The organism is Nocardioides acrostichi (genome assembly GCF_015319165.1).
GTDB lineage: Bacteria > Actinomycetota > Actinomycetes > Propionibacteriales > Nocardioidaceae > Nocardioides > Nocardioides acrostichi.
The window spans coordinates 21,008-47,064 of sequence record NZ_JADIVZ010000017.1 but is presented as its reverse complement, the minus strand read 5'-3'; the positions used below and the strand labels follow the sequence as shown (position 1 = coordinate 47,064).

Genomic DNA, 26,057 nt, shown 5'->3' with positions numbered 1-26,057 from the left:
CGGTCAGGAGTGGGTGGTCACGACAACAGGCGCCGAGGCATCAGCAGGTAGCGGAACCCGGGGTCGTCGTCGGCGCCGACTCCGGTGATGACCACCGGCTTCGAGGCCTGCGTGAACGCCAATTCGACGGTGTCCTCGTCGATCGCCGAGAGGCCGTCGAGCAGGAATTGGGGATTGAACCCGGTGGTGAGGTCCTCACCGGTCATCTGGGTCTCGACCGACTCCGAAGCCTGCGCCTCGTCGCCCGAACCCGCGTCGAGCGTGAGCACGCCGTCGGTGAAGGCGAGCTGCACGGCGGTGTTGCGCTCGGCGACGAGAGCGACGCGCTTGACCGACTCGATGAGGGCGGCCTTCTCGACCCTCGCCGTGGTGAGGTGCTCGGTCGGGAAGAGGCTGCGGACCTTCGGGAACTCGCCGTCGAGCAGCCGGGTGGTGGTGCGGCGCACTCCGCCGCGCCCGGCTCCCTCGAAACCGATGAGCCCCTCACCGCTGCCACCTGCGGAGAGCGCGATGGTGACCTGGCTGCCGGCGGTCAGTGACTTCGCCGTGTCGGCGAGCACCTTGGCGGGCACCAGGGCGGCGAGGGTCTCGTCGGGCGTGCCTGGGCGCCACACCAACTCGCGCAGGGAGAGTCGGAAGCGGTCGGTGGCGAGCAGCGAGACGCTGTCTCCGTCGATCTCCAGCCGCACACCGGTGAGCACGGGGAGCATGTCGTCGCGGCCGGCCGCGGTGACCGCCTGCTGGACGGCATGAGCGAAGAGATCGCTGTCGACGGTGCCCGTGGCGGCGGGCATGGTGGGCAACGAGGGGTAGTCGTCGACCGGCATCGTCTGGAGGCTGAAGCGGGCCGAGCCACAAGTCAGTGAGACCCGGGCTTCCTCGAGCGAGAGCTCGACCGGCTTGGCGGGCAGACTTCGGCAGATGTCGGCGAGCAGCCGACCGCTGACGAGCGCACGGCCGGCCTCCAGCACCTCGGCCTCGAGCGTGGCGCGAGCGGAGGTCTCGTAGTCGAAGGAGGAGAGCACGAGTCCGTCGCCTCCTGCCTCGATGAGGAGTCCGGCGAGCACGGGGGCACTGGGACGAAGCGGCAGGCTTCGCGCTGCCCAGGCGACGGCGTCGGCCAGGACGTCGCGTTCGACGCGGAACTTCACTTCAGTCGAATCCTTCGCTTGTCGAGGTGGGAGTCGAATCCTGCCACGCGCTCGTGGCACTGAGGGAGCGCCAGGGTGGTTTTCCCCTGTTCGCGATCGAGCAGAGGTGTGCAGGTCTCGAGGGATGAGTAGGGGCCAGTGGTGGGAGTAGGAGCGGTGGAAACTGTGGAGGAGGTCCGTTTGCGCAGGTGGCAAGGCTCAATCGAGGTGCACAGGGGCTGTGGAATCACAGGGGAGGGGCGGGCTCTCGGTGTGCACGGCGCCGGGGAACCTGCACGGTCGCGGCGACTCCTCCACAGATCCTCCCCGTGTAGTTCGTAGGTTCCGGGACCAGCCGTCCACAGTGCTCGAGTAGATGCTCGGGCTCACCCTGACTGGCGGGCCTGCACCTTGATCCGGTTCGTGAGCTCGCTGACCTGGTTGAACACCGCCCGGCGTTCGGCGAGCAGGGTGTTGATCTTGCGATCGGCGTACATGACTGTCGTGTGGTCGCGGTTGCCGAACTGGGCGCCGATCTTGGGCAGGGAGAGGTCGGTGAGCTCGCGACAGAGGTACATGGCGATCTGGCGCGCCATCACCAGATGTCTGCCGCGGCTGGGGCCGGTCAGCTCGTCGATGGAGAGACCGAAGTACGCCGCGGTCTGGGCAATGATGAGGCCGGCGGTGATCTCGGGTTCGGCGCCCTCGGGGATGAGATCCTTCAACACGATGCTGGCCAGGGTCATGTCGACCTCTTGGCGGTTGAGGTTGGCGAAGGCCGTGACCCGGATGAGCGCCCCCTCGAGTTCGCGGATGTTCGTCTGGATCTTGGAGGCGATGAACTCCAAGACGTCGGGCGGCGCGGTGAGGCGGTCCATCGCGGCCTTCTTGCGCAGGATCGCGATGCGGGTCTCGAGGTCGGGGGGCTGGACGTCGGTGATCAAGCCCCACTCGAAGCGGTTGCGCAGTCGGTCCTCGAGGGCTTCGAGTCGCTTGGGGGCGCGGTCGGAGGTCAGCACGATCTGCTTGTTCGCGTTGTGCAGGGTGTTGAAGGTGTGGAAGAACTCCTCCTGGGTCTGTGTCTTGCCCTCGAGGAACTGGATGTCGTCGATGAGCAGGACGTCGACCTCGCGGTAGCGCCGCTTGAAGCGGTCCTGCCGGTCGTCGCGGATGGCGTTGATGAACTCGTTGGTGAACTCCTCGCTGGAGACGTAGCGCACGCGGGATCCGCTGTAGAGGCTGCGGACGTAGTGGCCGATGGCGTGGAGGAGATGCGTCTTGCCGAGCCCGGAGTCGCCGTAGACGAGCAGCGGGTTGTAGGCCTTGCCCGGTGCTTCGGCGACGGCGACGGCGGCGGCGTGCGGGAAGCGGTTGGAGGATCCGATGACGAACGTCTCGAACGAGTACTTCGGGTTCAGGCGTGCCTCGTGGGCGCTGGTGCGCTGTTCGAGGCTGACGACGTCGGCGAGGGGTGGGTTCTCGTCGGCGGGCACGGAGGAGGAAGATTCATCGATCTGTTGATATGTCGATATATTGCCCTCGTCTGCCGGGGCCGACTCTTCCTCGTCGAGCTCGGGTGTGACGGTCACGGCGATGCGCACCTCGTGGTCGAACGCCACGGAGAGCGAGTCCTCGAGTTGCGGGCGCAAGCGACCCTCGACCTGATGACGGGTGAAGTCGTTGGGGACCGCGATGATCGCGGTCGTGCCGTGCATCGTGACCGGCTCGCTGGCTCGCAGCCAGGCGCGCTGCTTGGGTTCGAGGCCGCCGACCACGTCACGCCAGGCCTGAGCCAATGTCTGGGCCTGCTGCGCGCCGTCGTCCACGCCTGCTGCCACCTCTCCCGGATGATCGTCAGTTGTTCTCCACAGGCTGCTCCACAGGTTGTGGACCAGGCTCCGTGGCCGTGCGAGTACTGCTGGGCGGGTCGCACCCCGAGGCCCGTCCCGCATGCTTCGGTGCAGGTCAGGAGCGTTTTCGAAGCCGCGGCGTCGCCCGATCCGGCCCGCGCCAGACCATTGGGGTCTCGCCGGGCCACGATGTCGTGGTGTCGGGCGAACCTAACCCCTCGCACTCGCCCGAGCAAGATGTTCTCCACAGGGGGAGGGCCAGGAGGCCGGCCGCGGGGTGGAGCACGGTTTGACCCTCTTCGACGCAGCCGCGTACCGTTGGCCGGTCACTGCCGTCAGCCTGCGCCTTCGCTCCAGCGAAGCGTGGTGTTGGGGGTGTGTGTCAGCGTAGGCGTGGCGTCCATGTCTGCGCGGTCGCCACGCCGGACCTCCTCGGCGCTCCGGCGCCGCGCGATGTGCGTGCACGCACCCAGTCGCACCATGACCATCGAATAGGCGACCCGGCACAGCCGGGTCAGTGAGTAGGGAAGTGCCGTGAGCAAGCGTACGTACCAGCCGAACAACCGTCGTCGCCACAAGGTGCACGGTTTCCGACTGCGCATGCGCACGCGCGCCGGTCGGGCCATCCTGAGCTCGCGTCGGCGCAAGGGTCGCAAGAGCCTGAGCGTCTGACACCGCTCCACGACGGTGCTAGCCGCGGACCAGCGGATGCGTCGCTCGGCTCAGTTCCGAGCCGTGACGCGGTCGGGAAGCAGAGCAGGGCGCGACTCGCTGGTCGTGCACCTGCTGCCGAGCGACGGTTCGCTCGGTAAGGCGTCGCAGGCTGGTCTCGTGGTGAGCAAGAGGGTGGGCAACGCTGTCGTGCGCAATCGGGTCAAGCGGCGCCTGCGACACCTGTTGCGCTCTCGGCTCTCCCAGTTGCCTTCGGGTACGGCGGTCGTCGTGCGTGCCTTGCCTGCCTCGGCGACGGTCTCCGCGAGCCAGCTCGGTCGCGACCTCGACGAGGCGCTGGCCCGGGCCGGAAAGCGAGTTCGACCATGAGGATGGTGCTCATCGGTTTCCTGCGGGCCTACCGCTTCGCGATCAGCCCTCTCTACGGGCAGGTCTGCCGCTACTACCCGAGCTGCTCGGCCTACGCACTCGATGCCGTGACGCACCACGGAGCCTCGCGCGGGTCGTGGCTGGCGACGCGACGACTCCTTCGGTGCCATCCGTGGGCACCCGGCGGCTACGATCCGGTGCCCGGTGTGTCGCGGTCCGTGGCGAGCATTCCTCACGAGCAATCATCCGACGTCGACCAGCCTTGGACGCTGGCCTCTCGTCGTCGGCCACAACGGCAAGGAGTCTGAACCGTGGGTGCCATCGGCAATCTCTTCGGCTTCATCGCGACACCGCTGTACTACGCGATCTCGGGTGTGCTCATCGCTTGGCACAAGCTGCTGAGCCTGCTGGGTCTCAACCCCGACGGCGGCGTGGCGTGGGCTCTCTCGATCGTGGGGCTGACTCTCGTGATCCGGGCGGCGCTGATCCCGCTGTTCGTCAAGCAGATCAAGTCCAGTCGCAACATGCAGTTGCTGCAGCCGCAGGTGCGTGAGCTGCAGAAGAAGTACGGGCACGATCGCGAGCGTCTCGGCCAGGAGACGATGAAGCTCTACAAGGAGTCGGGCACCAACCCGTTCGCCTCGTGCTTGCCGATCCTGCTCCAGATGCCGATCTTCTTCACGCTGTTCCATCTGCTCAACGAGGCCGCCCGCAACAACACGCCGCACGGCTTCCTCACTGACAACTTGGCCTCGAGCTTCGGCAAGTCGGCTCTCTTCGGGGCGATTCCGCTCAAGGAGAGCTTCTGGGGATCCCGGGTATGGCAACCGGACGGCGGCCAGCTCAGCGTCATGCTGCTCGCACTGTTTCTGGTCATCGCCATGACGGCTACGACCTTCACGACCCAGCGTCAGCTGATGAGCAAGAACATGCCGGCCGATGCGATGACGGGTCAGTACGCGCAGCAGCAGAAGATGCTGCTCTACATCCTCCCCGTCGCCTTCGGTCTCGGTGGCGTCGCCTTCCCGATCGGTGTGCTCCTCTACTGGACCACCTCGAACCTCTGGACCATGGGTCAGCAGTTCTACGTGATCCGGAACAACCCAGCTCCGGGGACGCCTGCGTTCCAGGCCAAGATCGATCGAGACAAGGCGAAGGCCGACAAGCACGGCGAGGTCTACAAGGCCCCCGAGACCGACACCGGCAGTGCTCCGGAGGCGCGCCCCTCGCAGCGCCAGCAGCCGAAGAAGCAGAGCCGGTCCCAGCGCAAGAAGTCCGGTGGTCAGAAGCCGGACGGTCCGACCAAGGGAGGTTCCCAGTGAGTGACCACAAGCAGGATGTCAGTGCTCTCGAGAACGAGGGCGACATCGCAGCCGACTACCTCGAGGAGTTGCTCGACATCGCCGATCTCGACGGCGACCTCGACATGGATGTCGAGGGAGATCGGGCGGCGGTGTCGATCGTGGGCGGTGACTTGGCCCAGCTCGTGGGGCGCGACGGCGAGGTGTTGGAGGCCCTCCAGGAGTTGACCCGGCTGGCCGTGTACCGGGAGACCGGGGCACGTTCCCGCCTGATGCTTGATGTGGCGAACTTCCGTGCTGACAAGCGGGCTGCGCTGACGAAGCTAGCCGAGGAGAGCGTGGCTCGGGTCCGCGAGTCCGGTGAGCGGGTGGCTTTGGACCCGATGCCGCCGTTCGAGCGCAAGGTCGTGCACGACGCAGTGGCCGAGGCTGGACTGGCTTCGGAATCCGAGGGCGTGGAGCCGCGGCGCTTCGTGGTGATCCTCCCTGGCTGAGCAGCCTTCCGACCCCACTGAGTCGGTTTCACGTGAAACACCCTCCCCGCCGTCGGTGGCGGAGAGGGTGTTTCCGCGTGCCCAGATGCCATTAGCAGTGGCGTTTGCCCACCGTCTCGCTGACGACGGCGTGCTCCGCGGCCTCATCGGTCCGCGAGAGGCGCCTCGGCTGTGGGATCGGCACCTGCTCAACTCGGCCGTCGTGGGCGAATGCATCCCTCAGGGAGTCGCCGTGGCCGATGTGGGTTCAGGGGCCGGGCTCCCGGGGCTGGTACTTGCTATTGCGCGACCGGATCTCCAGGTGACGCTGGTGGAGCCGTTGCTGCGACGTACGACCTTCCTGGAGGAAGTGCGCGAGTCCCTGGCGCTGGAGAACGTTGAGGTCGTCCGAGCGCGCGCTGAGGAGTTGCACGGGAGTCACATGTTCGATCTGGTGACGTCACGAGCGGTGGCTCCTCTGCCGAAGTTGCTGTCCTGGTGCATGCCACTGGTGTCGAGCCAGGGCGCGATGGTGGCCCTGAAGGGAGACCGCGCTGCAAGCGAGGCGGCGTCGTGCCACGAAGCGATCCTGGCGGCGGGTGGAACCGCACCCGAGGTCCGGAGTGTGGGGGTCGAGGTTCTGGAGGAGCCCACCTTCGTGGTCCGGGTCGGATGGGCCGGGGAGCCGCGGGTGCCGTGGGGCGCTCGGCGGCAGAAGCCCCGGCGGGCTCCGGGGTCGAAGGGGCGTCGCGGATGACCGAAGCACGAGTTTTCCACCGGTGTCGACGGGCTTCTCAGGCGGGCTCTCCACAGATTGGGCGGGTTTGTCCACAGGTGTCGATGACGAGTGTCGGTGCGGCTGTTTCACGTGAAACCATGCGCAGACCGCACGGTCAGTTCCGAGCGAGCGAACGATGGAGTGTCGGATGACGGAGAGCAACGAGGGACCTGTGCGCGTGCGCACGGCGGCCGAGATGGCCGACTACGACTCGGCTGGCGAGCAGGACCACAGCACTCCCCTGGCCCGCGCGACCGAGCAGAGCCTGTGGGCACGCTCAGGTCAGCGCAGCCGTCCACCCGCCCCCCGGCCGGCTGCCACGCGCGTGTTCGTGGTCGCGAACCAGAAGGGCGGGGTCGGTAAGACCACGAGCACGGTGAACGTCGCCGCGGGACTGGCCCAACTGGGCCAGCGCGTCCTCGTGATCGACCTCGACCCCCAAGGCAACGCCTCGACGGCCCTCAACGTCGAGCACCGTCAGGGAACGGCGTCGGTCTACGACGCTCTCGTGGAGGGAACGCCGCTCGAGGAGATCATGGTGCCGTGTCCGGACGTGCCTGATCTCTTCGTCGTCCCGGCCACGATCGACTTGGCCGGCGCCGAGATCGAGCTGGTCAGCGTGGTCGCTCGCGAGAATCGACTGAGCAAGGCGATTGCGGCCCACCCGAGGATCGGAGCCGCTGCTGCGCTCGGTGAGGACCGCTTCGACTACGTCATCATCGACTGCCCTCCGTCCCTGGGCCTGTTGACCCTCAACGCGCTCGTTGCGGGCGAGGAGATGATGATCCCGATCCAGGCGGAGTATTACGCGCTCGAGGGGCTCAGCCAGCTGCTCGCGACGGTCGACATGGTGAGGGCCCACCTCAACCCGGCGTTGGCCATCTCCACCATCCTGGTCACCATGTACGACGCACGCACTCGCCTGGCCGCAGGGGTGGCCGAGGAGGTCAGGGCCCACTTCGGCGAGCAGGTTCTGCGCACGATGATTCCCCGGTCGGTCCGGGTCTCGGAGGCGCCGTCTTACGCCCAGACCGTCGTCACCTACGATCCGGGCTCCTCGGGGGCGCTCTCGTACCTCGAGGCCGCCCGTGAGATCGCTGCCAAGGGAGTCACCTCGTGAGCAGTCCGCGTCCACCGGCACGACGAGGCCTGGGTCGCGGCCTGGGCTCGTTGATCCCCACGGCACCAGTCGAGGCGCCCGACACCCCACGCGGCGATGCCGCGTCGTCGTCCGAGGGGAACGCGACTGCCGAGAGTGTGCGCCCGGCGGATGCCGGCGCGCCGTCCGCCCCGGCCAAGGAGGGCGGGCCCGAGCTGGCACGCGTCGACGGCGCCTACTTCGCCGAGCTGCCCTTGGCCGAGATCGTGCCCAACGCCGTGCAGCCGCGCACGGTCTTCGACGCCGATGACATGGCCGAGTTGGTGCACTCCATCCGCGAGGTGGGGCTGCTGCAGCCGGTCGTCGTGCGCCCTGCCGACCGGGGCTACGAGCTCATCATGGGCGAGCGGCGGTGGCGGGCCTCCCAGGAGGCCGGCCTCACCACGATCCCGGCCATCGTGCGCCGCACCGACGACACCGACATGCTGCGCGACGCTCTGCTGGAGAACCTGCACCGCTCCCAGCTCAATCCCCTGGAGGAGGCGTCGGCCTACGCGCAGCTGCTGGAGGACTTCGGTTGTACCCACGACGAGCTCGCTCAGCGGATCGGCCGCTCGCGACCGCAGATCTCCAACACGATCCGGCTGCTGCGGTTGAGCCCCGCCGTCCAGCGGCGCGTGGCCGCCGGCGTGCTGTCGGCGGGGCACGCGCGGTCGCTGCTGGCCGTTGAGGATCCCGAGGTGCAGGACCGCCTGGCTCAGCGGGTGGTGGCCGAAGGCATCAGCGTGCGCGGCCTGGAGGAGATCGTCGCTCTGGGCGACGTCGCGGGCGACGGCGCCGAGCCGGTGGTGCGACGCCGCAAGCCGACCGCCCCTGGTCTCGCCGACATCGCGGAACGCCTGGCCGATCGGCTCGAGACCCGGGTCAAGGTCGACCTCGGCAAGAGCAAGGGAAAGATCACCGTGGAGTTCGCCTCGCTGGAGGATCTGCGACGCATCATCGACATCATCGACCCACGGCATTCCTAGACTATAAGTCGATAAAACGCTTTAGCGCTTTAGCGCTTTAGAAGCTTGTCTATCTCACGCAGCCTGCTGACCAGTGCGTTTCCGCAGTACCCACGCAAAGTCGTGGCAGGTCGACCGAAAACTAGCGACGGGTCACGGGAAAACCAGCGACGGGTCAGCGAGAACGGCTGGCGCGCTTGGCGGCGCGGGCGCGCCTCTCCTCGACGTCCAGCCGAGCGGCCTCGTCGGGGGTGGGGGCGGTGCCGCCGAGTCGGCTGGGCACCCACCAGCTGCCCGGAGGCTGCTCGTCGGTGGGGTAGGCGGCGATGGTGCGTTCGAGCATCGAGGTCATGACCGAGCGGAGCTCGGCGGTCTCGGCGACCGGATCCTCGCCGTCGGGGTGCAGCGGTTCGCCGACCGTGATCGCGATCGTCTTGCCGCGGGAGAAGTCGCGGGGGTGGTCCTTGGTCATCATCCGCTGCGTGCCCCAGAGGATCACCGGCACGAGCGGAACCCCGGCGTCCGCGGCGATGCGCACGGCACCGGTCTTGAACTCCTTGAGCTCCATGGAGCGGGAGATCGTCGCCTCGGGAAAGATGCCGACCGCCTCACCGCGCCGTAGGTAGTCGACGGCCGTGTTGTACGACGCCAGCCCCTCGCCGCGATCAACCTCGATGTGATGCAAGGAGCGCATCAACGGCCCGGAGTAGGGGTTGTCGAAGATCTCACGCTTCGCCATGAACCGGACCTTGCGGCCCGAGGGGTTCGCGGCCAATCCCCCGTAGATGAAGTCGACGTAGCCGACGTGATTGCAGGCCAGCAGCACGCCGCCCTTGCGGGGCACGTGTTCGGTGCCCGACATGATGAACCGCTGACCGAGAGCCCGAAAGGCGAGTTTGGCCGTGAGGATGATCGGCGGATAGGTGAGGTCGAGCATGCGGTGATGCTCTCACGCGCGCGTAGGCGACCGCGGGCGGGAACGGCTCAGCGCACGTGGGTGCCTGGACGGTCGTAGCCGCCCGGCAGACCGCGTTCCGGCGCCTGGGCGCCGAAGGTGCGTCGCAGCTCCATCTCGGTCTCGAGCACACCGGCCAACCGGCGCACACCCTCGCGGATGCGCTCGGGAGTCGGGTAGCAGAACGAGAGCCGCATGGCCGAGGAGCCGAATCCGTCGGCGTAGAAGGCCGTGCCCGGCACGTAGGCCACCCGCGCCGTGACCGCACGGGGCAGCATCGCCTTGGCGTCGACCCCGGGAGGCAGCGTGAGCCACACGTAGAAGCCGCCCTCCGGCACGTTCCACGAGCAGCCCGCGGGCAACAGGTCCTCGAGGGCGTCGATCATCGCGTCTCGCCGCTCGCGGTACATCTCGCGGAACTGTTTGATCTGCCCCTGCCAGTCGTGTGCGGCCAGGTACGCCGACACCGCCATCTGGCTGAACTGGGGCGGGCAGAGGGTCGAGGATTCCTGGGCCAGCACGAGCTTCTCGCGCACGGGGTGCGGCGCGAGCGCCCAGCCCACCCGGAATCCGGGAGCGAACGTCTTGGAGAAGGAGCCGAGGTAGATCACGTTGTCGGGGTCGTCGGCCCGCAGGGCGCGCATCGGCTCACCGCTGAAACCGAGCAGCCCGTAGGGGTTGTCCTCGAGCACCAAGACGCCCTCGCGCTGGCAGATCTCGAGGACCTGACGGCGGCGCTCGGCAGACATCGTGACGCCGGCAGGGTTGTGGAAGTTGGGGATCGTGTAGAGGAACTTGATGGTGCGTCCGGCGGCCTTCACCGCCGTGATGGCCTGCTGCAGGGCCTCGGGCACCAGTCCGTCGGCGTCCATCTCGGCGTGCACGACCTCGGCCTGGTAGGCCCGGAAGACGCCGAGGGCGCCGACGTAGGAGGGCGCCTCGCAGATGACGACGTCGCCGGGGTCGCAGAAGACGCGGGTGACCAGGTCGACGGCCTGTTGCGAGCCGACGGTGACGACGACGTCATCAGCGTGCGCGTCGATGCCCTCGAGGCGCATGACGTCGGTGATCTGCTCACGCAGCGCCGGCACGCCCTGGCCGGAGCCGTACTGCATGGCCACCGTGCCCTGCTCGGCGACCAGGTCGCCGATGGCGGAACCGACCACATCGAGGGGCAGGCCGGAGATGTTCGGCATACCGCCGGCCAGCGAGACCACCTCGGGGCGCGACGCCACCGAGAAGAGAGCGCGGATCTCCGAGGCCGTCATGCCGGCCGTGCGCGCTGCGTACCGGTCGACGAACGAGTCGAGTCGGGCGTGGGTGCGCTGCACGTCGGAAGTCATGGTGCCCCTAGCATGCGGCATCAGGACGCCCGGGACCCAGGGTTGGGCGGGACTCCGTGGGCGTGGCGTGGCGCTCCTCACACTCCGGCCCACGCCTGACGGGGGGCGCGGCCTACCCCTTCGGCGTCTCGCGGTGCATGCTCGCAGGAGAACAACCTGGAGGTGTCATGGCCCGTCGCATCGTGCCGCTCACGCCCGACCGGTTCGCCGACCTGCCGTGGGGTTGTCACGACTGCCTGTTCTGGGAGCTCGACCCGGTGCGTCGAGCCGACTTCGTGAGCTCGGATCAGCGCACCCGGGAGAAGGCGACGTGGATCTCCGAGGTGCTGCGCGAGTGGGGATCGTGCGGTCGCGTGGTCGAGGTCGACGGCGACCCGGTCGGCGTCGTGCTCTACGCCCCTCCGGCCTACCTACCGGGCAGTGCGGGCTTCGCCACCGCGCCGGTGTCGGTCGACGCGGTGCAGATGACGGTGCTGTGGGTACACGAGGTGCACCGGGGCGGCGGGCTGGCCCGGATGTTGGTGCAGGGCATGGCGCGCGACCTGGTGGGCCGGCCGGGAGTGAAGGCGGTCGAGAGCTTCGGCCGGATCGGCGTGACTCCGACCCCTTGTACGACGTCGGTCGAGGTGCTGGGCCGGTTGGGGTTCCGCACCCGGCGCGCCCACCCGCTGACCCCGCGCATGCGGATGGACCTACGGGCCACGGTGACGTGGCGCGGCGAGGTCGAGGCGGCGATCGAACGCATCGCGGGCGCCGTGCGTAGTGCACCGGCGCCCGCGAGGAGGGATGGGACGATCAGCCCAAGAAGTCCTTCAGCTCGTTGAGCAGGCTCGCCTTGGGCTTGGCGCCGACGATGCTCTTGACGACCTCGCCACCGGAGTAGACGTTGATCGTCGGGATGCCGGTGACCCGGTAGGACGACGGGGTCACCGGGTTCTCGTCGACGTTCATCTTCAAGAACGTCATCTTCTCACCGTGGGTCGACGCGATCTCGTCGAGGATCGGCGAGACCTGGCGGCACGGACCGCACCACTCGGCCCAGAAGTCGACGAGGACCGGCTTGTCGGCCTTGAGGACCTGGCTCTCGAACTCGGCGTCGGTGACAGCTGACATGGCTCCCATGGTGGTTCCCTTTCGTCGGAGATTGATGCGAGGTGGATCGGCGACCGTGGACCCAACGCCGCCGGGCCCGCGGCCATTCCTGGCCGACCGCAGGCCGGTGAGGACGTCGTCAGTCGCCGGCGACGGCCATCTCGGCGTCGGCACGCTGCTGCGCCTCGGCACCGTTGGCAGCGACGTGATCGAGCTGGGCCAGGTAGCGCTCGGCGTCCAGGGCGGCGGCGCAGCCGGTGCCAGCGGCGGTGATCGCCTGGCGGTAGACGTGGTCGACGAGGTCGCCGCAGGCGAAGACACCGGGCAGGTTGGTGCCGGTGGAGGGGTGCTCGACCAGCACGTAGCCCTCGTCGTCGAGGTCGACCTGGCCCGTGAGCAGCTCGGAGCGGGGGTCATGACCGATGGCGATGAAGAGACCGGTGGCGGGCAGGTCGGAGGTCTCGCCCGTCACGGTGTCGCGCACGGTGAGACCCTCGAGCTTGTCGGTGCCGCGGATCTCGTCGACGGCGGAGTTCCAACGGATCTCGAGCTTCGGGTCGGCGAACGCGCGCTCGGCCATGATGGCCGAGGCGCGCAGCTCCTCGCGGCGCACCAGCATGGTGACCTTGCTGGCGAACCGGGTGAGGAAGGTGGCCTCCTCGACCGCGGAGTCCCCGCCGCCGACGACCACGATCTCCTGCTCACGGAAGAAGAAGCCGTCGCAGGTCGCGCACCACGAGACGCCGCGGCCCGAGAGCGCGTCCTCGTTGGGCAGACCGAGCTTGCGGTAGCCCGACCCCGTCGCGAGGATCACGCTGTGCGCCGAGTAGGTGTCGGTAGCGGTCTTCACGACCTTCACCTCGCCGGTGAGGTCGACCTCGACGATGTCGTCGGCGACGAGTTCGGCGCCGAACCGCTCGGCCTGGGCGCGCATCTCGTCCATGAGCGCCGGGCCCATGATGCCGTCGCGGAAGCCGGGGAAGTTCTCGACCTCGGTGGTGTTCATGAGGGCGCCGCCGGCCGTGACCGAGCCCTCGAACACCAGGGGCTCGAGGTTGGCGCGCGCCGCGTAGACGGCCGCCGTGTACCCCGAAGGCCCCGAACCGATGACGATGACGTTGCGAACGGCCTGGTTCTCGGCCATGCAGGCTTCACTCCTCAAGACTCACGAATCCGTGCAGCCGGTCGGTACCGGCCCGATGGGTGGAACCGATCGTAGGGGAGCGTTGTTCCCTGCGACGGCCTCAGCGCTGCAGCGTGGCGGTGCGCAGCACGGCGGCCGTGCCGCACTGGAGCAGGTCGACCACCTCGATCTCGCCCACGGCGGGCCGGAAGGCGAGCACGGCCGGGCCGCCGTCGTAGCGCACCGCGACCAGACGACCCTTGCCCCAGTCGGCGGGTGCGCAGCCCTGCCACTCCCGACTCGCGCGAGGTGCGGCGCTGTCGGAGGCGGAGGAGGCGGCGTTGCGGGCCCCCAGCCGCTGGCGCACGCGTGAGGCGGTCGTGGCGAAGCCGTCGTCGGTGACGGCCGGTAGGGCCCCCTCGAGCACGATGATGCGGCCGGCCTCGCCCCCGGCCGCCCCCGAGCCATCGGTGAGCAGGCTCTCGGAGGAGGCCAAGTCCTGGGGGTTCCGGGCGTCCGGCGACTGCGCGGACTCCGAGAGACTGCTGTCGCGGTCGGCGGCGGCCGAGGAGGCGCTGTCGTCTCCGGACGACACGCCGGAGCGCACGAGCTGGCCGATGCCCGCACCGACGACCAGCACGACCGCAGCGGCGGCCAGCAGCGCGCCGACGCGGCGTCGGCGTCGGCGCCCGAGATCGACCACCGCTGCCGACGCGGGCGGTGAGTCCGGGACCGGTTCGGCCGGCGGGCCGAGCTCGCCGGCGGCCAGTCGGGCGAGGACGCCGTCGAGCCGGTCGACGACCTCGGCCGGCATCGGCTCGCGATGGCGCGCACCGGCGAGGAGGGCGCGCAGGTGCGCATCCTGCTCATGGGGCAGCGGATCGGGCACGAGAACCTCGGGGTGCTGGACGGGGATGGACTCGGGTCGGGTCGCTCAGCCCGCGGGAGGAGCCCGCGGCTGCGTGGGTGGGACGGCGCGCGCGGACTGCGGGTTCCGTGCCGGCGTGGCTCCGGGGCCGCCGTCGGCCTCCTCGAGCAGAGGAGCGAGCAGCCGGGCCAGCCGGGCCCGGCCACGCGAGCAGCGCGACTTCACGGTGCCGGGAGCGCATTGGAGCATCTCGGCGACCTCGGCGACGGAGTGACCCTCGAGATCGACCAGCACGATCGCGGCCCGCTGCTCGTCGGGCAGTTCGCGCAGCGCCCGCAGTACGAGACCGCGCTGCTCCGAGACCTCGGTCGCGACGGAGGGGTCGAGCGGGGCAGGACGGTCGCGGCCCGCCCGGGCGTACTCCTCGACGTCGTCGGGCAGCGGTTCGGCGCGGCGCACATTCAGCGCCCGGAGCCGGTCGAGGCAGGCGTTCACGACCACCCGGTGAAGCCAGGTCGTGACTGCGCAGTCGCCGCGGAACGTTTCGGCGCGGCGGTAGGCGGCGATGAGAGCGTCCTGGAGGCCGTCGGCGGCGTCGTCCGGGTTGCCCATCGTGCGCAGCGCCACCGCCCAGAGCCGGTCGCGGTGCCGGGCGAACAGTTCGCCGAACGCGTCGGGCTCGCCCCGCACGTGGGCGGCCAGCAACGCGTGGTCGTCGTGGTCGCCCCAGGGGCTGCCGGCGCCCGGGATCACGACAGTACCGAGAGCTCGGAGATGCCGCCGCGGAACCCACCCGACACCGACGGCAACGACGTCAGCCAGATCACGACGTAGCGCCCCTCCTGCGGCTGGTCGAGCGGGATCTTCTCCTGGGCCCCGGCCGAGACCTCGGCGAGTGGCTCCAGGCCGGCATCGGCCGGGCTCGTGGTGGGCGCGGCGTCGGTGACGAACACCTGGACGCCGGTCGGCTGGCCGACCAGGCTCAGGTCGACCTCGCTGACCTGCTGGCTCGAGCCGAGATCGAGCACCAGCCCGAGCCCGGTCTTGAGCCCGGCCGGGCCGAACTGCTGCTTGTAGGTGAGGGTGCTCCACGCGGTGTCGGGGTTGCCGTCGAGGGCGTCGCCGACCTCCTCGGGGTGCTCTTCGCCGTCGTCACCCTGGGGGTCGAGCGAGGTCGCGGTGATGCCCGCGACGGGAGACGGAGCCGCCGTGGTCGGCGTGCTGCTCGAGGACTGGCTCGAGGAGTCGTCGGGCACCGCTCCGAGCGGGGTGCGACCGCGTCCGAGGTTGAACGCCACCGCGATGCCGACCAGCAGCACCATGGCGGTGAGCAGCAGCACGGCCAGCCGCAGCGTGCTGCGGCCCGGCACGCCGTCGTCGGCCTCGTCGGGGTCCTCGTACACCGGCACGGAGCCGGTGACGCGGCCGGCGTCGGTCTCCCACGGCCAGTAGTCGGCCGGCTCGGGTCCGGGCTCGTTGCGCACCCGGGCCCGCCGCACCGGGCCACCGTCGGTGGGATCTGGGGCGAACAGCGGGCGCTCGGGCTCGGGCTCCGGCGGCGGCACGGCGGGAGTGGCGAGCGTGGGAGCGTCGTCGTCTCGCGGCTCCGGCTCGGCGATGAAGGCCGGCAGCGAGGCCTGGGTCGGCTCGCCCTCCGGCTCCGGGTCGGGCTCGGGAGCGGGATCCGGCTCCGGTGCGCGGGTCGGCACGTCGGGATCCTTGATCTCGAACTCGGGTACGCCGGGCAGCACGACCGGGGAGTGGCGGTGCACGAGCCGCACCAGCAGCGCCTCGGGGATGCCCGCGGGATCGCCGACGAACTCGGTCAGAGCCGCCTGCACGTCGAGCGCCGACTCGACGCCTCGCGCGTGCGCCCGGCCCTCGGTCGAGCCGAGTATCTGCTCGCAGACGACATCGAGCTGGCGCGGGATGCCCGCGCGCACCTGACGGGGACGCAGCACCTGCCCGTGATCGCGAGGGGCCGGCGGCATGGCGGACGGCGAGGGCCCGGCCCAGCGTCCGGTCAGCGCCGCGTAGAGCAGGCCCGCGAGATCCTGCACGTCGTGAGCGGGATCGCCCGGCGGGAGACCGTGCAGGGCAGCATCGACGCTCCAGCCGATCACCCGGACGGCTCCGGAGGTGTCGATGAGGACGCTCTCGGGGCTCAACCGACCGTGCGGCACCCCACCACGGTGCGCCACGACGCAGGCCGCGGCGACCTCGGAGACCACCCAGGCGGCCCGACGCGGTGACAGCACGCCGCCGGCGGCCAGCATGATGTCGAGCGAGGTGCCCTTGCCCCACTCGTTGACGACGTAGCAGAGGTCGCCCTCGCGTTCGGCGTCGAGGACGCGCAGCAGGTGCTGGTCGACGACGGTGGCCGAGCGCCGCGCCGCCTCCATGAGTCCACCGGCGCGCCGGTCGTCGGCCGCGATGACGTGCAGGGCCACGTGCCGCTGGAGCACTCCGTCGTAGGCGCGCCAGAACCGGCCCCCTGCGCTCTCGCTGAGGAGGTCGACGAGTCGGTACCGGCCCGCGAGCACGTCGCCGGGCCGGATCGAGGTGGGCACGCTGCTCCTAGGACTGGCCCGCGAGGGCGCGACGGTCTGGTGGCTGTGAGGCCATGGTAGATCCCGGAGCCGACGCAGGGGTGGACCTCGAGAAGCTGCGTCAGCGTCCGGCGCGGCGCAGCACGGTGCTGAGCACGGCCGTGACCTCGCTGAGACCGAACACGCGGGCCAGCGCCACGAAGCACACGACGTCGGCGGCCCCGGCCGCGGCGACGACGGCCAGAGCCCCGAGCTTGGACTCGTCGGCCACGACCTCTCGCAGCCCGACCATGACCAGGGTGGCCACGCCGGTCGAGATGGCCGTGACGGCGACGAGCCGGATGCCGAAGCGCAGCAGCGTGGCGCCGGGCAGGCCGCCCACCCGGCGTCCGAGCGTGACGTAGGAGAGCACGGCGCCGACCAGGTACGCCGCCCCGTACGCCACGACGAGCGAGGGTGCGGTGGCCGCGGCGTCGGTGAGCGCGACGAGACAGACGGCGACCGCGATGTTCACCGTCGCCACCGCGCACTGGTTGATGAACACCCCCCGGGTCTGCTCGAGGGCGTAGAACCCACGCAGCATCAAGTAGTGCATCGTGAAGAACACCAGGGCCGGGCCGAACAGCGCGAGGGTGGGGGCGAAGTTCTCCACGGTCGCCGCCGCGGCGCCGTAGCCGAAGAGGATGCGCGCCAGGTCGGGCGCCAACAGCGGCAGCAGGGCACCGAACGGCACGATCACCGCGAGCGCCGTACGCAGGGTTCCCGCCACGGTGTCAGCCAGGTCGGAGAGGTGGCCGTCGGCGGCCGCGGCCGAGAGACGCGGCAGGATCGCGGTCGCCAGCGAGACGGTGATGATCGAGTGGGGCACCATCGCGATGAGGAAGGTGCTGGAGTACACCGTGTTGCCGGTGCCCTCGGGGTTGCCCCCGGCCGTTCCCGAGGAGGCCAGCCGCACCACGACCGTGTAGGCGATCTGGTTGACGACGACGAACAGCACCGTCCAGGTGCCCAGCCGCAGGGTGTGGCCCAGTCCGGTGCCGCGGAAGTCGAACCGCGGCGAGAACCGGAACCCGGTGGCGCGCAGATACGGCAGCAGCACCAGGAGTTGGACGGCGATGCCCAGGGTCGACCCGACGCCGAGCAGGAGCTCCTGGCTACCCGTGTAGCCGCCGACCCGCTCGGGGCCTCGCGCCGCCCCGAACACCACGAGGTAGACGATCAGGGTGCCGACGGCGATCACGTTGTTCGCGATGGGCGCCCACATCATCGGCCCGAACCGGCCGCGGGCGTTGAGCACCTGCCCGACCAGCACGAACATGCCGTAGAAGAACACCTGCGGTAGGCAGAGCCGGGCGAAGACGACGGTGGAGTCGCGAACGTCGGGCGGGAAGCGCGACGACGTCAGCAGGTCGACCACCAGCGGAGCGGCCACGACCAGCACGAGCGTGACGCCCGCGAGGAAGAGGACGGCCAGGGTCATGACGCGGTTCGTGTACGCCGCGCCGCCGTCTGCGTCGACCTTGAGGGCTCGCACCAGCTGCGGCACGAGGACGGCGTTGAACACGCCGCCTGCCAACAAGATGTAGAGCATGTTCGGGATCGTGTTGGCGATCGTGAACGCGTCGGCGTGCACCGCGTTGCCCAGAGCCGCGGCCAGGAGCAGGGCCCGCAGGTAGCCGCTGGCCCGGGAGAACGTCGTCCCGGCGGCCATCACCGCCGACGACGACAGCACCGAGCTGCGCTCGGCCGTGGCGTCGCTCACGATGTCGGCTCCGCCAGCTCCGCGGGACCGCTCGTGCGCTGGGAGCCGGGGCGCTCGCCGCGGATCCGGCGGACGACGCGCACGACGATGGCGACCAGCAGCAGGCCGGCACCGGACCCGATCACGAGCCAGATCACGTTGCTCACCTCGGCGGCGCGGATCGGCAGCGAGGCCTCGCTGCCGATCGCGGCGCCGTTGCGGTCGGTGAGGGAGATCGTGACGTTGTGCAGGCCTTCTTGCTCGGTGGTCGCCTCGAGCAGCACGCTCACCTGCCCGTCGGGCTCGACCTCGACGCTCTGCGGCACTCGGACCTTCATCGGTGGGGTCGAGTGCACGTCGAGCGCCACCGTCACCGGCTGGTCGAGGTGGTTGACGATGGTGGCGGGCAGTCCGCCGCTGGCGCTGGAGAGGGTGACGCCGGGCGGCGTCGACACGGTGATCCGGCCCAGGAGGGTCGTCAGGTAGCTCGTGGCCCCGATGAGCGCACGCGACGCCACGGCGGGGTTGCGGCGGTCGGCGTACGAGACGCCCGTGAAGGCTTGGGCCGAGACCAGACTGCCGACCTGGTCGTTGAGGGTCAGCACCTGCTGGAGGGTGTCGCCGGTGTCGACGAGCTGCGCGGAGGTCGCGAAGCTGGACGCCGGGAGCTCGGCGTCGCGCTCCCAGCCGGGGTAGCGCAGGTCGCCGCGCACCGGCGTGGCGGCCAAGCCGTCCGTAGCCTTCCCGACGGTGGCGACACGGGTCCAGGCGGTGCGCAGCTGCGAGAGCAGAGCGGCCGGATCGTCAGGGGTCCACCACTTGGGCAGGACCACGACCAGGGGCCGGCCCTGCTCACCTGCGAGCGCGCGCACGGCGGCGTCGCTGAGGATCCGTTGACGCAGGGAGAGGGTGCTCAACGGCTGGGCTCCCGGGCCCCCCTCGCTGGTGCCCCCGGAGGTCGTGACCACGCGGTGCCCGTCGACGGTGCGCACCACCGCAGCGGCCGCACCGCCTCGGATCGCCCGGTCGGTGAGTAGCAGCGTCTCGTCCGGCTCGGCGGCGTCGATCCCGGCGAGGTCGAGGAAGCCGGACGGCGTCGCGAGACCGGGAGACGTCGCGATGCCGAGGCTTCCGAGCGTGTCGCCGGAACGTCGTCGCGCCCGGGGATAGGCCTCGTCGTCGTACTCCGCCGCGGCGGCGAGGTCGACGTCGCCGTACGGCAGGGCGAGCACCTGGCCGCCGGACTCGAGGACCCGCGAGAGGTCGGCGAGGAACGACGCAGCCCGGTCGGCGGCTGCCTCGAGGGTGGGATCCAGCGAGGACGGGTCGACGGAGTCGGGTGGGTTCGGCACCGGACTGGTCGAGCTGGTCTCCCCGCTCGGGGAGGCGTCGTCGCTGCCGGCGCTCGCCTGGCCGCTCGCGGTGAGCGTGGACGCCGGGCTGGTGGGCTCGTCGGTCGAGTCGTCGGTCGAGTCGTCGGTCGGGTTCTCGGTCGGGTCGGGGGAGGCGCTGGAACCCGACGTGGCGTCGGGATCGATCGTCGGTGCGATCGAGCGGGGCGGGTTGCCCGCTGCCAGGCGCGCCGCCGCGTCGACGACGGCGGGGTCGACCAGCCAGGTGAGATGGGCGGCCTTGCCGCGCCGCGCCGCCTGGAGCCCCAGGTCGACCAGGGCCCCGAGCCGTCCGCCGGACCCCAGCAGCTCGGCGAAGCCCTCCGGGTCGGCGAGCGATCCGTCGGGTGCGTAGGTCACCTGCGAGCGCAGCGGCACGACGACGGAGACGGGCTGCCGGTCGGGCACCCGGCGCCCGGTGTCGACGAGCGGCATCAGCGTGAGCGCCCGCCCGTCGGCGATCCCGTCGCGGGGCGCATCGCGCTGCGCGAGCACGTGCACGCCGAACCAGTACACGCCCTGCTCGGTCAGTCCGAGCCGAGATCGCGGCACGGTGATGGAGTACGTGGTGGTCTGTCCGGGGTCGAGCTCGTCGATGGTCTGGTACGGACCCGGGTCGGTGACCCGAGCCCCGATCTCCTGGTGGGTGTCGACCGAGAGGCTGCCGGCGACCTCGGCGGCCGTGGTCATCGGGGTGAGACTGCGGTACGGGTAGACGTTGAGGGTGGTCCAGGGCTGGTCGTCGCGGTTGGTGATGGTGCCGCTGATCGTGATGTTCCCGCTGCGCGGGATCTGGCCGGGTGTGAGCCGGTCGATCGTCACCGCGAGCGGGTCGGCGCCGTCCGGCAGCTCGGCGTGGGCGGGCGCGATCACGGCGCCGGTCAGGGCCACGGCGCTGGTCAGCCAGGCGAGCAGGAGCGCGGACACGACCCGACGGCGCGCTGCCGCAGCCGGGGGTCGGGGAGGAACCACCTGCGGAACTGTAGTGGGTGGTCGGGCGCCCGCCGCGGCGCCGAGCGCGGGCGCGGGCGGTGGGAGATCGCGCGATGTCTTAGAGTGACCGCCCGTGCCAGCACCCGATCCGACGTCGACCAGCGCCGAGCGGCCCACCGTGCCCAGCGTGGTCGAGATGCAGCGCAACCTCGCTGCGGAGCTCGACCGACTGGCACCCCTGCTCGAGGAGTTGGGTGCCCTCTTCACGGGCTCGGGTCACGAGCTGGCGCTCGTGGGCGGCCCGGTGCGCGACGCCATGCTCGGGCGGGCGCACCACGACCTCGATCTCACCACCTCGGCCCGTCCCGACGAGACCGAGGAGCTGCTCGGGCGCTGGGCCGGCACGACCTGGGACATGGGGCGGGCCTTCGGCACCATCGGGTGCCGGAAGGGCCCCTGGCAGGTCGAGGTCACCACCTACCGCTCGGAGAGCTACGACGCGACCTCGCGCAAGCCGGAGGTCGCGTTCGGTGACTCCCTCGAGGGCGACCTCGGACGACGCGACTTCAGCGTCAACGCGATGGCCGTCATGCTCCCGGGGCGCGAGGTGGTCGACCCCTTCGGCGGGGTGATCGACCTCGCGCAGGGCCTGCTGCGCACGCCCGGTCGGCCGGAGGACTCCTTCGGCGACGACCCGCTGCGCATGATGCGGGCGGCACGGTTCGCCGCCCAGCTCGGGTTCGCCGTCCGCGACGACGTGCAGGAGGCCATGACGCAGATGGCCGAGCGCATCGACATCGTCTCCGCCGAGCGGGTGCGTGACGAGTTGGTCAAGCTGGTCGACGCCCCGTTCCCTCGGCGCGGCCTGACGCTCCTGGTCGACACGGGGTTGGCCGAGCGGGTGCTGCCGGAGCTGCCGGCGCTGCGTCTGGAGCGCGACGAGCACCACCGGCACAAGGACGTCTACGAGCACAGCCTCACCGTGCTCGAGCAGGCCATCGAGCTCGAGGAGCGGCTGCCCGGCGATGGCCCCGACCGGGTGTCGCGCTGGGCGGCACTGCTGCACGACATCGGCAAGCCGCGCACGCGCCGCTTCGCCGACGACGGCACGGTGACCTTCCACCACCACGACGTCGTCGGCGCCAAGATGACCCGCAAGCGGCTCAAGGCGCTGCGGTTCGCCAACGACGACATCGAGGCGATCTCGCACCTCGTCGAGCTGCACCTGCGCTTTCACGGCTACGGCTCGGGGGAGTGGACCGACTCCGCGGTGCGCCGTTACGTGCGCGACGCCGGCGACCAGCTGGCCCGGCTGCACGTGCTCACCCGGGCCGACTGCACGACCCGCAACCAGCGCAAGGCCGACCGGCTGCGCCGCACCTACGACGACCTCGAGGCCCGCATCGACCGCCTGGCCGCGGCCGAGGAGCTCGACGCGATGCGCCCCGACCTCGACGGCAACCAGATCATGGCCCTGCTCGACATCGGCCCGGGCCGTGTCGTCGGCGAGGCCTACCGGTACCTGCTCGAGCTGCGCATGGAGCACGGTCCGCTGGGTGAGGAACGTGCCACCGCCGAGCTCCGCGCGTGGTGGGCGTCACAGGCCGAGGGTGGCGCCGGGCGTTAGCGTCCGGCCATGACCCGGTACAAGGAGCTCTCCGAGAGCATCGAGATCGCCGCCACGCCCGAGCAGGTCTGGGCGCTGGTCTCCGACATCCCGCGGATGGCGCAGTGGAGCCCGCAGGTGATCCGCTCGACCGTGAAGGACGGCGTGGTGGAGCAGGGCGCCACCTTCACCAACCTCAACGGCCAGGGTTGGCTGCGATGGCCCACCCACGGCAAGGTCGTGCGCTTCGAGCCCTGTCGTGACCTGGCCTTCCGGATCAACGAGAACGGCACGGTGTGGTCCTTCGAGCTGACCCCGATCGAGGGCGGCACCCTGGTCACCCAGCGTCGCGAGTTGCCCCACGGCATCTCGACGGTGTCCATCGTGCTCACCAGGGTCGCGCTCGGAGGGGTGGCGAGGTTCACCGCGCGCCTCGAGTCGGGCATGCGCGAGACCCTCAGCAAGTTGAAGGCCGACGTCGAGGCCTCCGCGGCTGCGTGAGCTCGGGTTGGCCGGCCCTTGCATCGCGTGATCTCCGGTTGACCTTCCCCCAGGGGTAGGGCCGAGCGTCGTGATCGGCCGGTGAGAGTCACCGGCCGTGCACGACGAGGAAGGTGCCGACGTGAGTACACCGAGCGACCTGATGGTCATCGGCGACTTCGCCCGCGCCAGCGGTCTGACGCCCAAGGCGCTGCGGCTCTACGACGAGCTCGATCTGCTGCGGCCGGTCGAGGTCGACCCGTTCAACGGGTACCGCCGCTACGCGGCGTCCCAGTTGGACGACGCCCGCCTGGTCGCAGCATTGCGCCGAGCAGGCGTGGGGCTGACCGACATCCGCGGTGTCATCGGCCAGCCGAACGACGTGGTGGCAGCCGCCGTCACCTCGTTCGCGCGGCAGCTGCGGGCCGACGCCGGCAGCCGGTCGGCCGACCTGCTCCTCCTCGCCGGGCGACTGAGCGGTCAGGAGGCCGACATGTCCACCACCCTCACCACACCCACTCCTGCGGTGGCCCATTGCCTCGCCCAGGGCGCCCGCGAGCTCCAGCTGGACGCGCTCCGGAGCGAGGGAGCGCTGCACGCCGTCGCCGACGGATTCGGGGCGAGTGCCGCCATCGCAGAGTCGGCGCTGGCCGCGTTGGACGTGGGGAGCCTGACGGGCCCGGATCCGGTTGCGGCGCTCGATGCCGCGTTCGGGTCGGCGCAGGCTGTGGTCACCGGGCTGGACGCCGCGGGCCGGGCGGGCTGCACGCTGACGGCGCTGGTGATCGGCGCCGACCGGGTGTTCATCGGACACCTCGGAGACTCGCGCTGCTACCGGGTGCGCGAGGGGCGCCTCGAACTGCTCACCCGCGACCACACCGTCACCCAGACGCTGGTCGACGAGGGTCGGCTGACCACCGAGGAGGCACGGCACGACGACCGCCGGGTGCAGCTGAACCGTGCCGTCGCGGCCGGGGTGGCGTGCGAGCCGGATCTCGCCGTCCACACCCTGCACCCCGGGGACCGCTACGTGCTCACCACCGACGGCGTGCACGGCCGACTCGACCCCGCCGACCTCGCCACGCTCCTGCTCGACCCCGGACCGCCCGAGGCGGTGGTCGCGACCGTGGCCGACGCCGTCGAGACCCATGGTGCCGACGACAACTACAGCGTGGTCGTGGTCGACGCCTAGGCGGGTGGCCGGGAGATTTATCGGGGGGCCGTTGAATCCTCCGGTTCACCGATGAAGCCTCATCGGGGGAGTCGCAGTTCTATCGGGCCCCCGATAAAACTCCCGCCGAACGCCACAGCCCGCCCGGATCGAATCCGGGCGGGCTGTGGGTGAGTCAGACGAGAGTGAGGGTCACTCGTCTCCCGGGGTCTCGACACACCGGGCGCGACTTCGTTCCTCAGTCGCGGGCTTGCTCGACCTGCGGGCGGTAGGAGTGGCCCTCCTCCGTCGGGCTACTCGTCTCCGGCGATGAACGCCTCGACCCGGCGCCGTCCTTCGTCGTCGGGCAGCTGCACCGGCGGGGACTTCATCAGGTACGAGGACGCCGAGACGATCGGGCCGCCGATGCCGCGGTCCTTGGCGATCTTCGCGGCGCGCAGGGCGTCGATGATGATGCCGGCCGAGTTCGGGGAGTCCCACACCTCGAGCTTGTACTCGAGGTTGAGCGGGACGTCGCCGAAGTTGCGGCCCTCGAGGCGGACGTAGGCCCACTTGCGGTCGTCGAGCCACTCGACGTGGTCGGAGGGACCGATGTGCACGTTGCGGTCGGAGACCTTGTCGGCCAGCTCGCCCTTGAGGTTGGAGGTGACGGCCTGGGTCTTGGAGACCTTCTTGGACTCCAGACGCTCGCGCTCGAGCATGTTCTTGAAGTCCATGTTGCCGCCGACGTTGAGCTGGTAGGTGCGGTCGAGCGTGACGCCGCGGTCCTCGAACAGCTTGGCCATCACCCGGTGGGTGATGGTGGCGCCGATCTGGCTCTTGATGTCGTCGCCGACGATCGGCACGCCGGCGTCGGTGAACTTCTGAGCCCACTCGGGGTCGGAGGCGATGAACACGGGCAGTGCGTTGACGAAGGCGACGCCGGCGTCGATGGCGCACTGGGCGTAGAACTTGTCGGCCTCCTCCGAGCCCACCGGCAGGTAGGAGACGAGCACGTCGGCCTGCGTCTCGCGCAGGGTGGCGACGATGTCGACGGGGTCGGCCGCCGACTCCTCGATCATCTGGCGGTAGTACTTGCCCAGGCCGTCGTAGGTCGGGCCGCGCTGCACCTCGACACCGAGGGTCGGCACCTCACAGATCTTGATGGTGTTGTTCTGCGAGGCGTTGATGGCCTCGGAGAGGTCCTTGCCGACCTTCTTGTCGTCGACGTCGAACGCCGCGACGAACTCCACGTCGTTGACGTGATACTCACCGAACGTGACGTGCATCAGGCCGGGCACGGTGCCGGCGGGGTCGGCGTCCTTGTAGTACTCGACGCCCTGGACCAGGGAGCTGGCACAGTTGCCGACTCCGACGATCGCTACTCGAACCGAACCCATGGGGTCGCTTCCTTCCTTGGTTGGGTGATCAACGGCCTGTGGGCGGCCGAACGTCCTCACCGGTGTGAGGCGTGGTGGTCTGTTGGAACGTGGTCTGTTGGAACTGGGGACCGGGACCGGGCTGCTCGGCATCCCGGACGTGGACGCCGCGCTCGGCGTCGATGAGCTCGCTGAGCCAGCGCACCTCACGCTCGACCGACTCGACGCCGTGGCGCTGGAGCTCGGCCGCATACCGATCGACCTCGGCCTGGGTCATCGACAGCTGCTGCTGCACTCTCTCGAGCCGCTCCTGAAGCCGGGTGCGACGGCCCTCGAGCACGCGCAGCCGGATCTCCATGTCGGTGGAGGAGAAGAAGGCGAACCGGATGTCGAAGGTGTCGTCCTCCCACGCGGCGGGACCGACCTCCGACATCAGCCGCTCGAACTCGTCGTGCCCGGTGGGGGTGACCTCGTAGACGATCCGCTGCCGCTTGCTCACCGGGGCCGGCGACACGGTCGCCTCCTCGATGAGGTTCGCGCGCAGCATCTTCTTCAGCGCCGGGTAGAGGGAGCCGTAGGAGAGCACCCGCCCCCACCCGAGCATGAGGTTCAGCCGCTTGCGCAGCTCGTAGCCGTGCATGGGGCCCTCGTGCAGCAGCCCGAGGACTGCCAGCTCGATGGTCTCACCACGACGTGCCATGGATGCATCGTAGCGATATATCCACCCGATCCCACAACTCGTCCTATCGAGACGCGTGTCACGCCCGA

Annotated in this window: 25 protein-coding genes; 12 read left to right on the top strand and 13 right to left on the bottom strand. The window is 70.2% G+C overall.

Annotated features, from left to right (window positions below):
- Positions 1-17 precede the first annotated feature (17 nt).
- Both dnaN and dnaA read right to left on the bottom strand, forming a co-directional pair.
- Positions 18-1,151: a DNA polymerase III subunit beta gene (gene dnaN, locus ISG29_RS19925; RefSeq protein WP_194505204.1), complete on the bottom strand. Its 1,134-nt coding sequence runs from the start codon at positions 1,149-1,151 to the stop codon at positions 18-20.
- Between the two features lie 365 nt (positions 1,152-1,516).
- Positions 1,517-2,968 carry a chromosomal replication initiator protein DnaA gene (gene dnaA / locus ISG29_RS19920; RefSeq protein ID WP_328829966.1) on the bottom strand — a complete coding sequence of 484 codons (1,452 nt, stop codon included), beginning with the start codon at positions 2,966-2,968 and terminating at the stop codon, positions 1,517-1,519.
- A gap of 546 nt (positions 2,969-3,514) precedes the next feature.
- Here dnaA and rpmH point away from each other — a divergent pair.
- The 8 genes from rpmH to ISG29_RS19880 all read left to right on the top strand — a co-directional run bounded on the left by rpmH (position 3,515) and on the right by ISG29_RS19880 (position 8,700).
- On the top strand, positions 3,515-3,652 hold the full coding sequence (rpmH, locus tag ISG29_RS19915) for a 50S ribosomal protein L34 (RefSeq protein ID WP_109507056.1): 138 nt from the start codon (positions 3,515-3,517) through the stop codon (positions 3,650-3,652).
- Positions 3,653-3,667: 15 nt separating this feature from the next.
- The gene (gene rnpA / locus ISG29_RS19910) at positions 3,668-4,021 is read left to right on the top strand and encodes a ribonuclease P protein component (RefSeq protein WP_194505203.1); all 354 of its coding nucleotides are present in this window, start codon (positions 3,668-3,670) and stop codon (positions 4,019-4,021) included.
- Positions 4,018-4,329 (top strand): membrane protein insertion efficiency factor YidD, encoded by a 312-nt coding sequence (gene yidD, locus ISG29_RS19905; RefSeq protein WP_194505202.1) that lies wholly within the window; start codon positions 4,018-4,020, stop codon positions 4,327-4,329. The genes rnpA and yidD overlap by 4 nt, the downstream gene beginning before the upstream one ends.
- Positions 4,330-4,332: 3 nt before the next feature.
- Complete coding sequence (gene yidC, locus ISG29_RS19900; protein ID WP_194505201.1) at positions 4,333-5,343, top strand: membrane protein insertase YidC; 1,011 nt, start codon at positions 4,333-4,335, stop codon at positions 5,341-5,343.
- Entirely contained in the window at positions 5,340-5,816 is a 477-nt protein-coding gene (locus ISG29_RS19895) for a Jag family protein (RefSeq protein WP_194505200.1), read from the top strand. Before yidC ends, ISG29_RS19895 begins: the two co-directional genes overlap by 4 nt.
- Positions 5,817-5,901: 85 nt before the next feature.
- A complete protein-coding gene (gene rsmG, locus ISG29_RS19890) occupies positions 5,902-6,552 on the top strand; it encodes a 16S rRNA (guanine(527)-N(7))-methyltransferase RsmG (protein ID WP_194505239.1) in 651 nt (216 codons plus the stop codon).
- A 169-nt stretch (positions 6,553-6,721) separates the two neighbouring features.
- On the top strand, positions 6,722-7,693 hold the full coding sequence (locus tag ISG29_RS19885; protein WP_235960461.1) for a ParA family protein: 972 nt from the start codon (positions 6,722-6,724) through the stop codon (positions 7,691-7,693).
- Positions 7,690-8,700, top strand: coding sequence for a ParB/RepB/Spo0J family partition protein (locus tag ISG29_RS19880; RefSeq protein WP_194505198.1), 1,011 nt, complete (start codon positions 7,690-7,692; stop codon positions 8,698-8,700). The genes ISG29_RS19885 and ISG29_RS19880 overlap by 4 nt, the downstream gene beginning before the upstream one ends.
- Before the next feature lie 154 nt (positions 8,701-8,854).
- Here the strand turns inward: ISG29_RS19880 and ISG29_RS19875 are convergent, their stop codons facing one another.
- Together ISG29_RS19875 and ISG29_RS19870 are read right to left on the bottom strand one after the other, a co-directional pair.
- Positions 8,855-9,616: a lysophospholipid acyltransferase family protein gene (locus tag ISG29_RS19875; RefSeq protein ID WP_194505197.1), complete on the bottom strand. Its 762-nt coding sequence runs from the start codon at positions 9,614-9,616 to the stop codon at positions 8,855-8,857.
- A gap of 47 nt (positions 9,617-9,663) precedes the next feature.
- Positions 9,664-10,977 (bottom strand): aminotransferase-like domain-containing protein, encoded by a 1,314-nt coding sequence (locus tag ISG29_RS19870; RefSeq protein ID WP_194505196.1) that lies wholly within the window; start codon positions 10,975-10,977, stop codon positions 9,664-9,666.
- A 167-nt stretch (positions 10,978-11,144) separates the two neighbouring features.
- Here ISG29_RS19870 and ISG29_RS19865 point away from each other — a divergent pair, with 167 nt between their 5' ends.
- Positions 11,145-11,801 (top strand): GNAT family N-acetyltransferase, encoded by a 657-nt coding sequence (locus ISG29_RS19865; protein WP_194505195.1) that lies wholly within the window; start codon positions 11,145-11,147, stop codon positions 11,799-11,801.
- Here ISG29_RS19865 and trxA read toward each other — a convergent pair.
- The 7 genes from trxA to ISG29_RS19830 form a co-directional block, all read right to left on the bottom strand.
- Positions 11,773-12,099: a thioredoxin gene (trxA, locus tag ISG29_RS19860; protein ID WP_194505194.1), complete on the bottom strand. Its 327-nt coding sequence runs from the start codon at positions 12,097-12,099 to the stop codon at positions 11,773-11,775. The genes ISG29_RS19865 and trxA overlap by 29 nt on opposite strands.
- A 109-nt stretch (positions 12,100-12,208) precedes the next feature.
- Positions 12,209-13,213 carry a thioredoxin-disulfide reductase gene (gene trxB / locus ISG29_RS19855; protein WP_194505193.1) on the bottom strand — a complete coding sequence of 335 codons (1,005 nt, stop codon included), beginning with the start codon at positions 13,211-13,213 and terminating at the stop codon, positions 12,209-12,211.
- 100 nt (positions 13,214-13,313) lie between these two features.
- Positions 13,314-14,081, bottom strand: coding sequence for a hypothetical protein (locus ISG29_RS19850; RefSeq protein WP_194505192.1), 768 nt, complete (start codon positions 14,079-14,081; stop codon positions 13,314-13,316).
- A 45-nt stretch (positions 14,082-14,126) separates the two neighbouring features.
- Positions 14,127-14,813, bottom strand: coding sequence for an RNA polymerase sigma factor SigM (gene sigM, locus ISG29_RS19845; RefSeq protein WP_328829958.1), 687 nt, complete (start codon positions 14,811-14,813; stop codon positions 14,127-14,129).
- Positions 14,810-16,630 (bottom strand): protein kinase family protein, encoded by a 1,821-nt coding sequence (locus ISG29_RS19840; RefSeq protein WP_194505191.1) that lies wholly within the window; start codon positions 16,628-16,630, stop codon positions 14,810-14,812. The genes sigM and ISG29_RS19840 overlap by 4 nt, the downstream gene beginning before the upstream one ends.
- Positions 16,631-16,730: 100 nt before the next feature.
- Entirely contained in the window at positions 16,731-18,371 is a 1,641-nt protein-coding gene (gene murJ, locus ISG29_RS19835; protein WP_328829955.1) for a murein biosynthesis integral membrane protein MurJ, read from the bottom strand.
- Positions 18,368-20,713: a DUF6049 family protein gene (locus ISG29_RS19830; protein WP_194505190.1), complete on the bottom strand. Its 2,346-nt coding sequence runs from the start codon at positions 20,711-20,713 to the stop codon at positions 18,368-18,370. The genes murJ and ISG29_RS19830 overlap by 4 nt, the downstream gene beginning before the upstream one ends.
- A 157-nt stretch (positions 20,714-20,870) precedes the next feature.
- Between ISG29_RS19830 and ISG29_RS19825 the strand changes: the two genes are divergently transcribed.
- From ISG29_RS19825 to ISG29_RS19815, 3 genes are all read left to right on the top strand, one after another.
- Positions 20,871-22,301 (top strand): CCA tRNA nucleotidyltransferase, encoded by a 1,431-nt coding sequence (locus tag ISG29_RS19825; protein WP_194505236.1) that lies wholly within the window; start codon positions 20,871-20,873, stop codon positions 22,299-22,301.
- Between the two features lie 9 nt (positions 22,302-22,310).
- A complete protein-coding gene (locus ISG29_RS19820) occupies positions 22,311-22,781 on the top strand; it encodes an SRPBCC family protein (protein WP_194505189.1) in 471 nt (156 codons plus the stop codon).
- A gap of 121 nt (positions 22,782-22,902) precedes the next feature.
- Positions 22,903-23,952, top strand: a complete 1,050-nt coding sequence (locus tag ISG29_RS19815; RefSeq protein ID WP_194505188.1) for a MerR family transcriptional regulator — start codon at positions 22,903-22,905, stop codon at positions 23,950-23,952.
- Between the two features lie 272 nt (positions 23,953-24,224).
- Here ISG29_RS19815 and ISG29_RS19810 read toward each other — a convergent pair whose 3' ends face one another.
- Both ISG29_RS19810 and ISG29_RS19805 read right to left on the bottom strand, forming a co-directional pair.
- On the bottom strand, positions 24,225-25,310 hold the full coding sequence (locus tag ISG29_RS19810) for an inositol-3-phosphate synthase (protein WP_194505187.1): 1,086 nt from the start codon (positions 25,308-25,310) through the stop codon (positions 24,225-24,227).
- A 28-nt stretch (positions 25,311-25,338) separates the two neighbouring features.
- Positions 25,339-25,989: a PadR family transcriptional regulator gene (locus ISG29_RS19805; RefSeq protein ID WP_194505186.1), complete on the bottom strand. Its 651-nt coding sequence runs from the start codon at positions 25,987-25,989 to the stop codon at positions 25,339-25,341.
- Positions 25,990-26,057 lie beyond the last annotated feature (68 nt).

What these genes read in the sequence shown, in the direction of transcription:
- ISG29_RS19820 (WP_194505189.1), top strand. Translation starts at nt 22,311, where the DNA reads ATGACCCGGTACAAGGAGCTCTCCGAGAGCATCGAGATCGCCGCCACG.
- trxA (WP_194505194.1), bottom strand. Translation starts at nt 12,099, where the DNA reads ATGGGAGCCATGTCAGCTGTCACCGACGCCGAGTTCGAGAGCCAGGTC.
- ISG29_RS19870 (WP_194505196.1), bottom strand. Translation starts at nt 10,977, where the DNA reads ATGACTTCCGACGTGCAGCGCACCCACGCCCGACTCGACTCGTTCGTC.
- ISG29_RS19805 (WP_194505186.1), bottom strand. Translation starts at nt 25,989, where the DNA reads ATGGCACGTCGTGGTGAGACCATCGAGCTGGCAGTCCTCGGGCTGCTG.
- ISG29_RS19810 (WP_194505187.1), bottom strand. Translation starts at nt 25,310, where the DNA reads ATGGGTTCGGTTCGAGTAGCGATCGTCGGAGTCGGCAACTGTGCCAGC.
- ISG29_RS19825 (WP_194505236.1), top strand. Translation starts at nt 20,871, where the DNA reads ATGCAGCGCAACCTCGCTGCGGAGCTCGACCGACTGGCACCCCTGCTC.
- ISG29_RS19865 (WP_194505195.1), top strand. Translation starts at nt 11,145, where the DNA reads ATGGCCCGTCGCATCGTGCCGCTCACGCCCGACCGGTTCGCCGACCTG.
- ISG29_RS19885 (WP_235960461.1), top strand. Translation starts at nt 6,722, where the DNA reads ATGACGGAGAGCAACGAGGGACCTGTGCGCGTGCGCACGGCGGCCGAG.
- rsmG (WP_194505239.1), top strand. Translation starts at nt 5,902, where the DNA reads ATGCCATTAGCAGTGGCGTTTGCCCACCGTCTCGCTGACGACGGCGTG.
- yidD (WP_194505202.1), top strand. Translation starts at nt 4,018, where the DNA reads ATGAGGATGGTGCTCATCGGTTTCCTGCGGGCCTACCGCTTCGCGATC.
- ISG29_RS19875 (WP_194505197.1), bottom strand. Translation starts at nt 9,616, where the DNA reads ATGCTCGACCTCACCTATCCGCCGATCATCCTCACGGCCAAACTCGCC.
- trxB (WP_194505193.1), bottom strand. Translation starts at nt 13,213, where the DNA reads ATGGCCGAGAACCAGGCCGTTCGCAACGTCATCGTCATCGGTTCGGGG.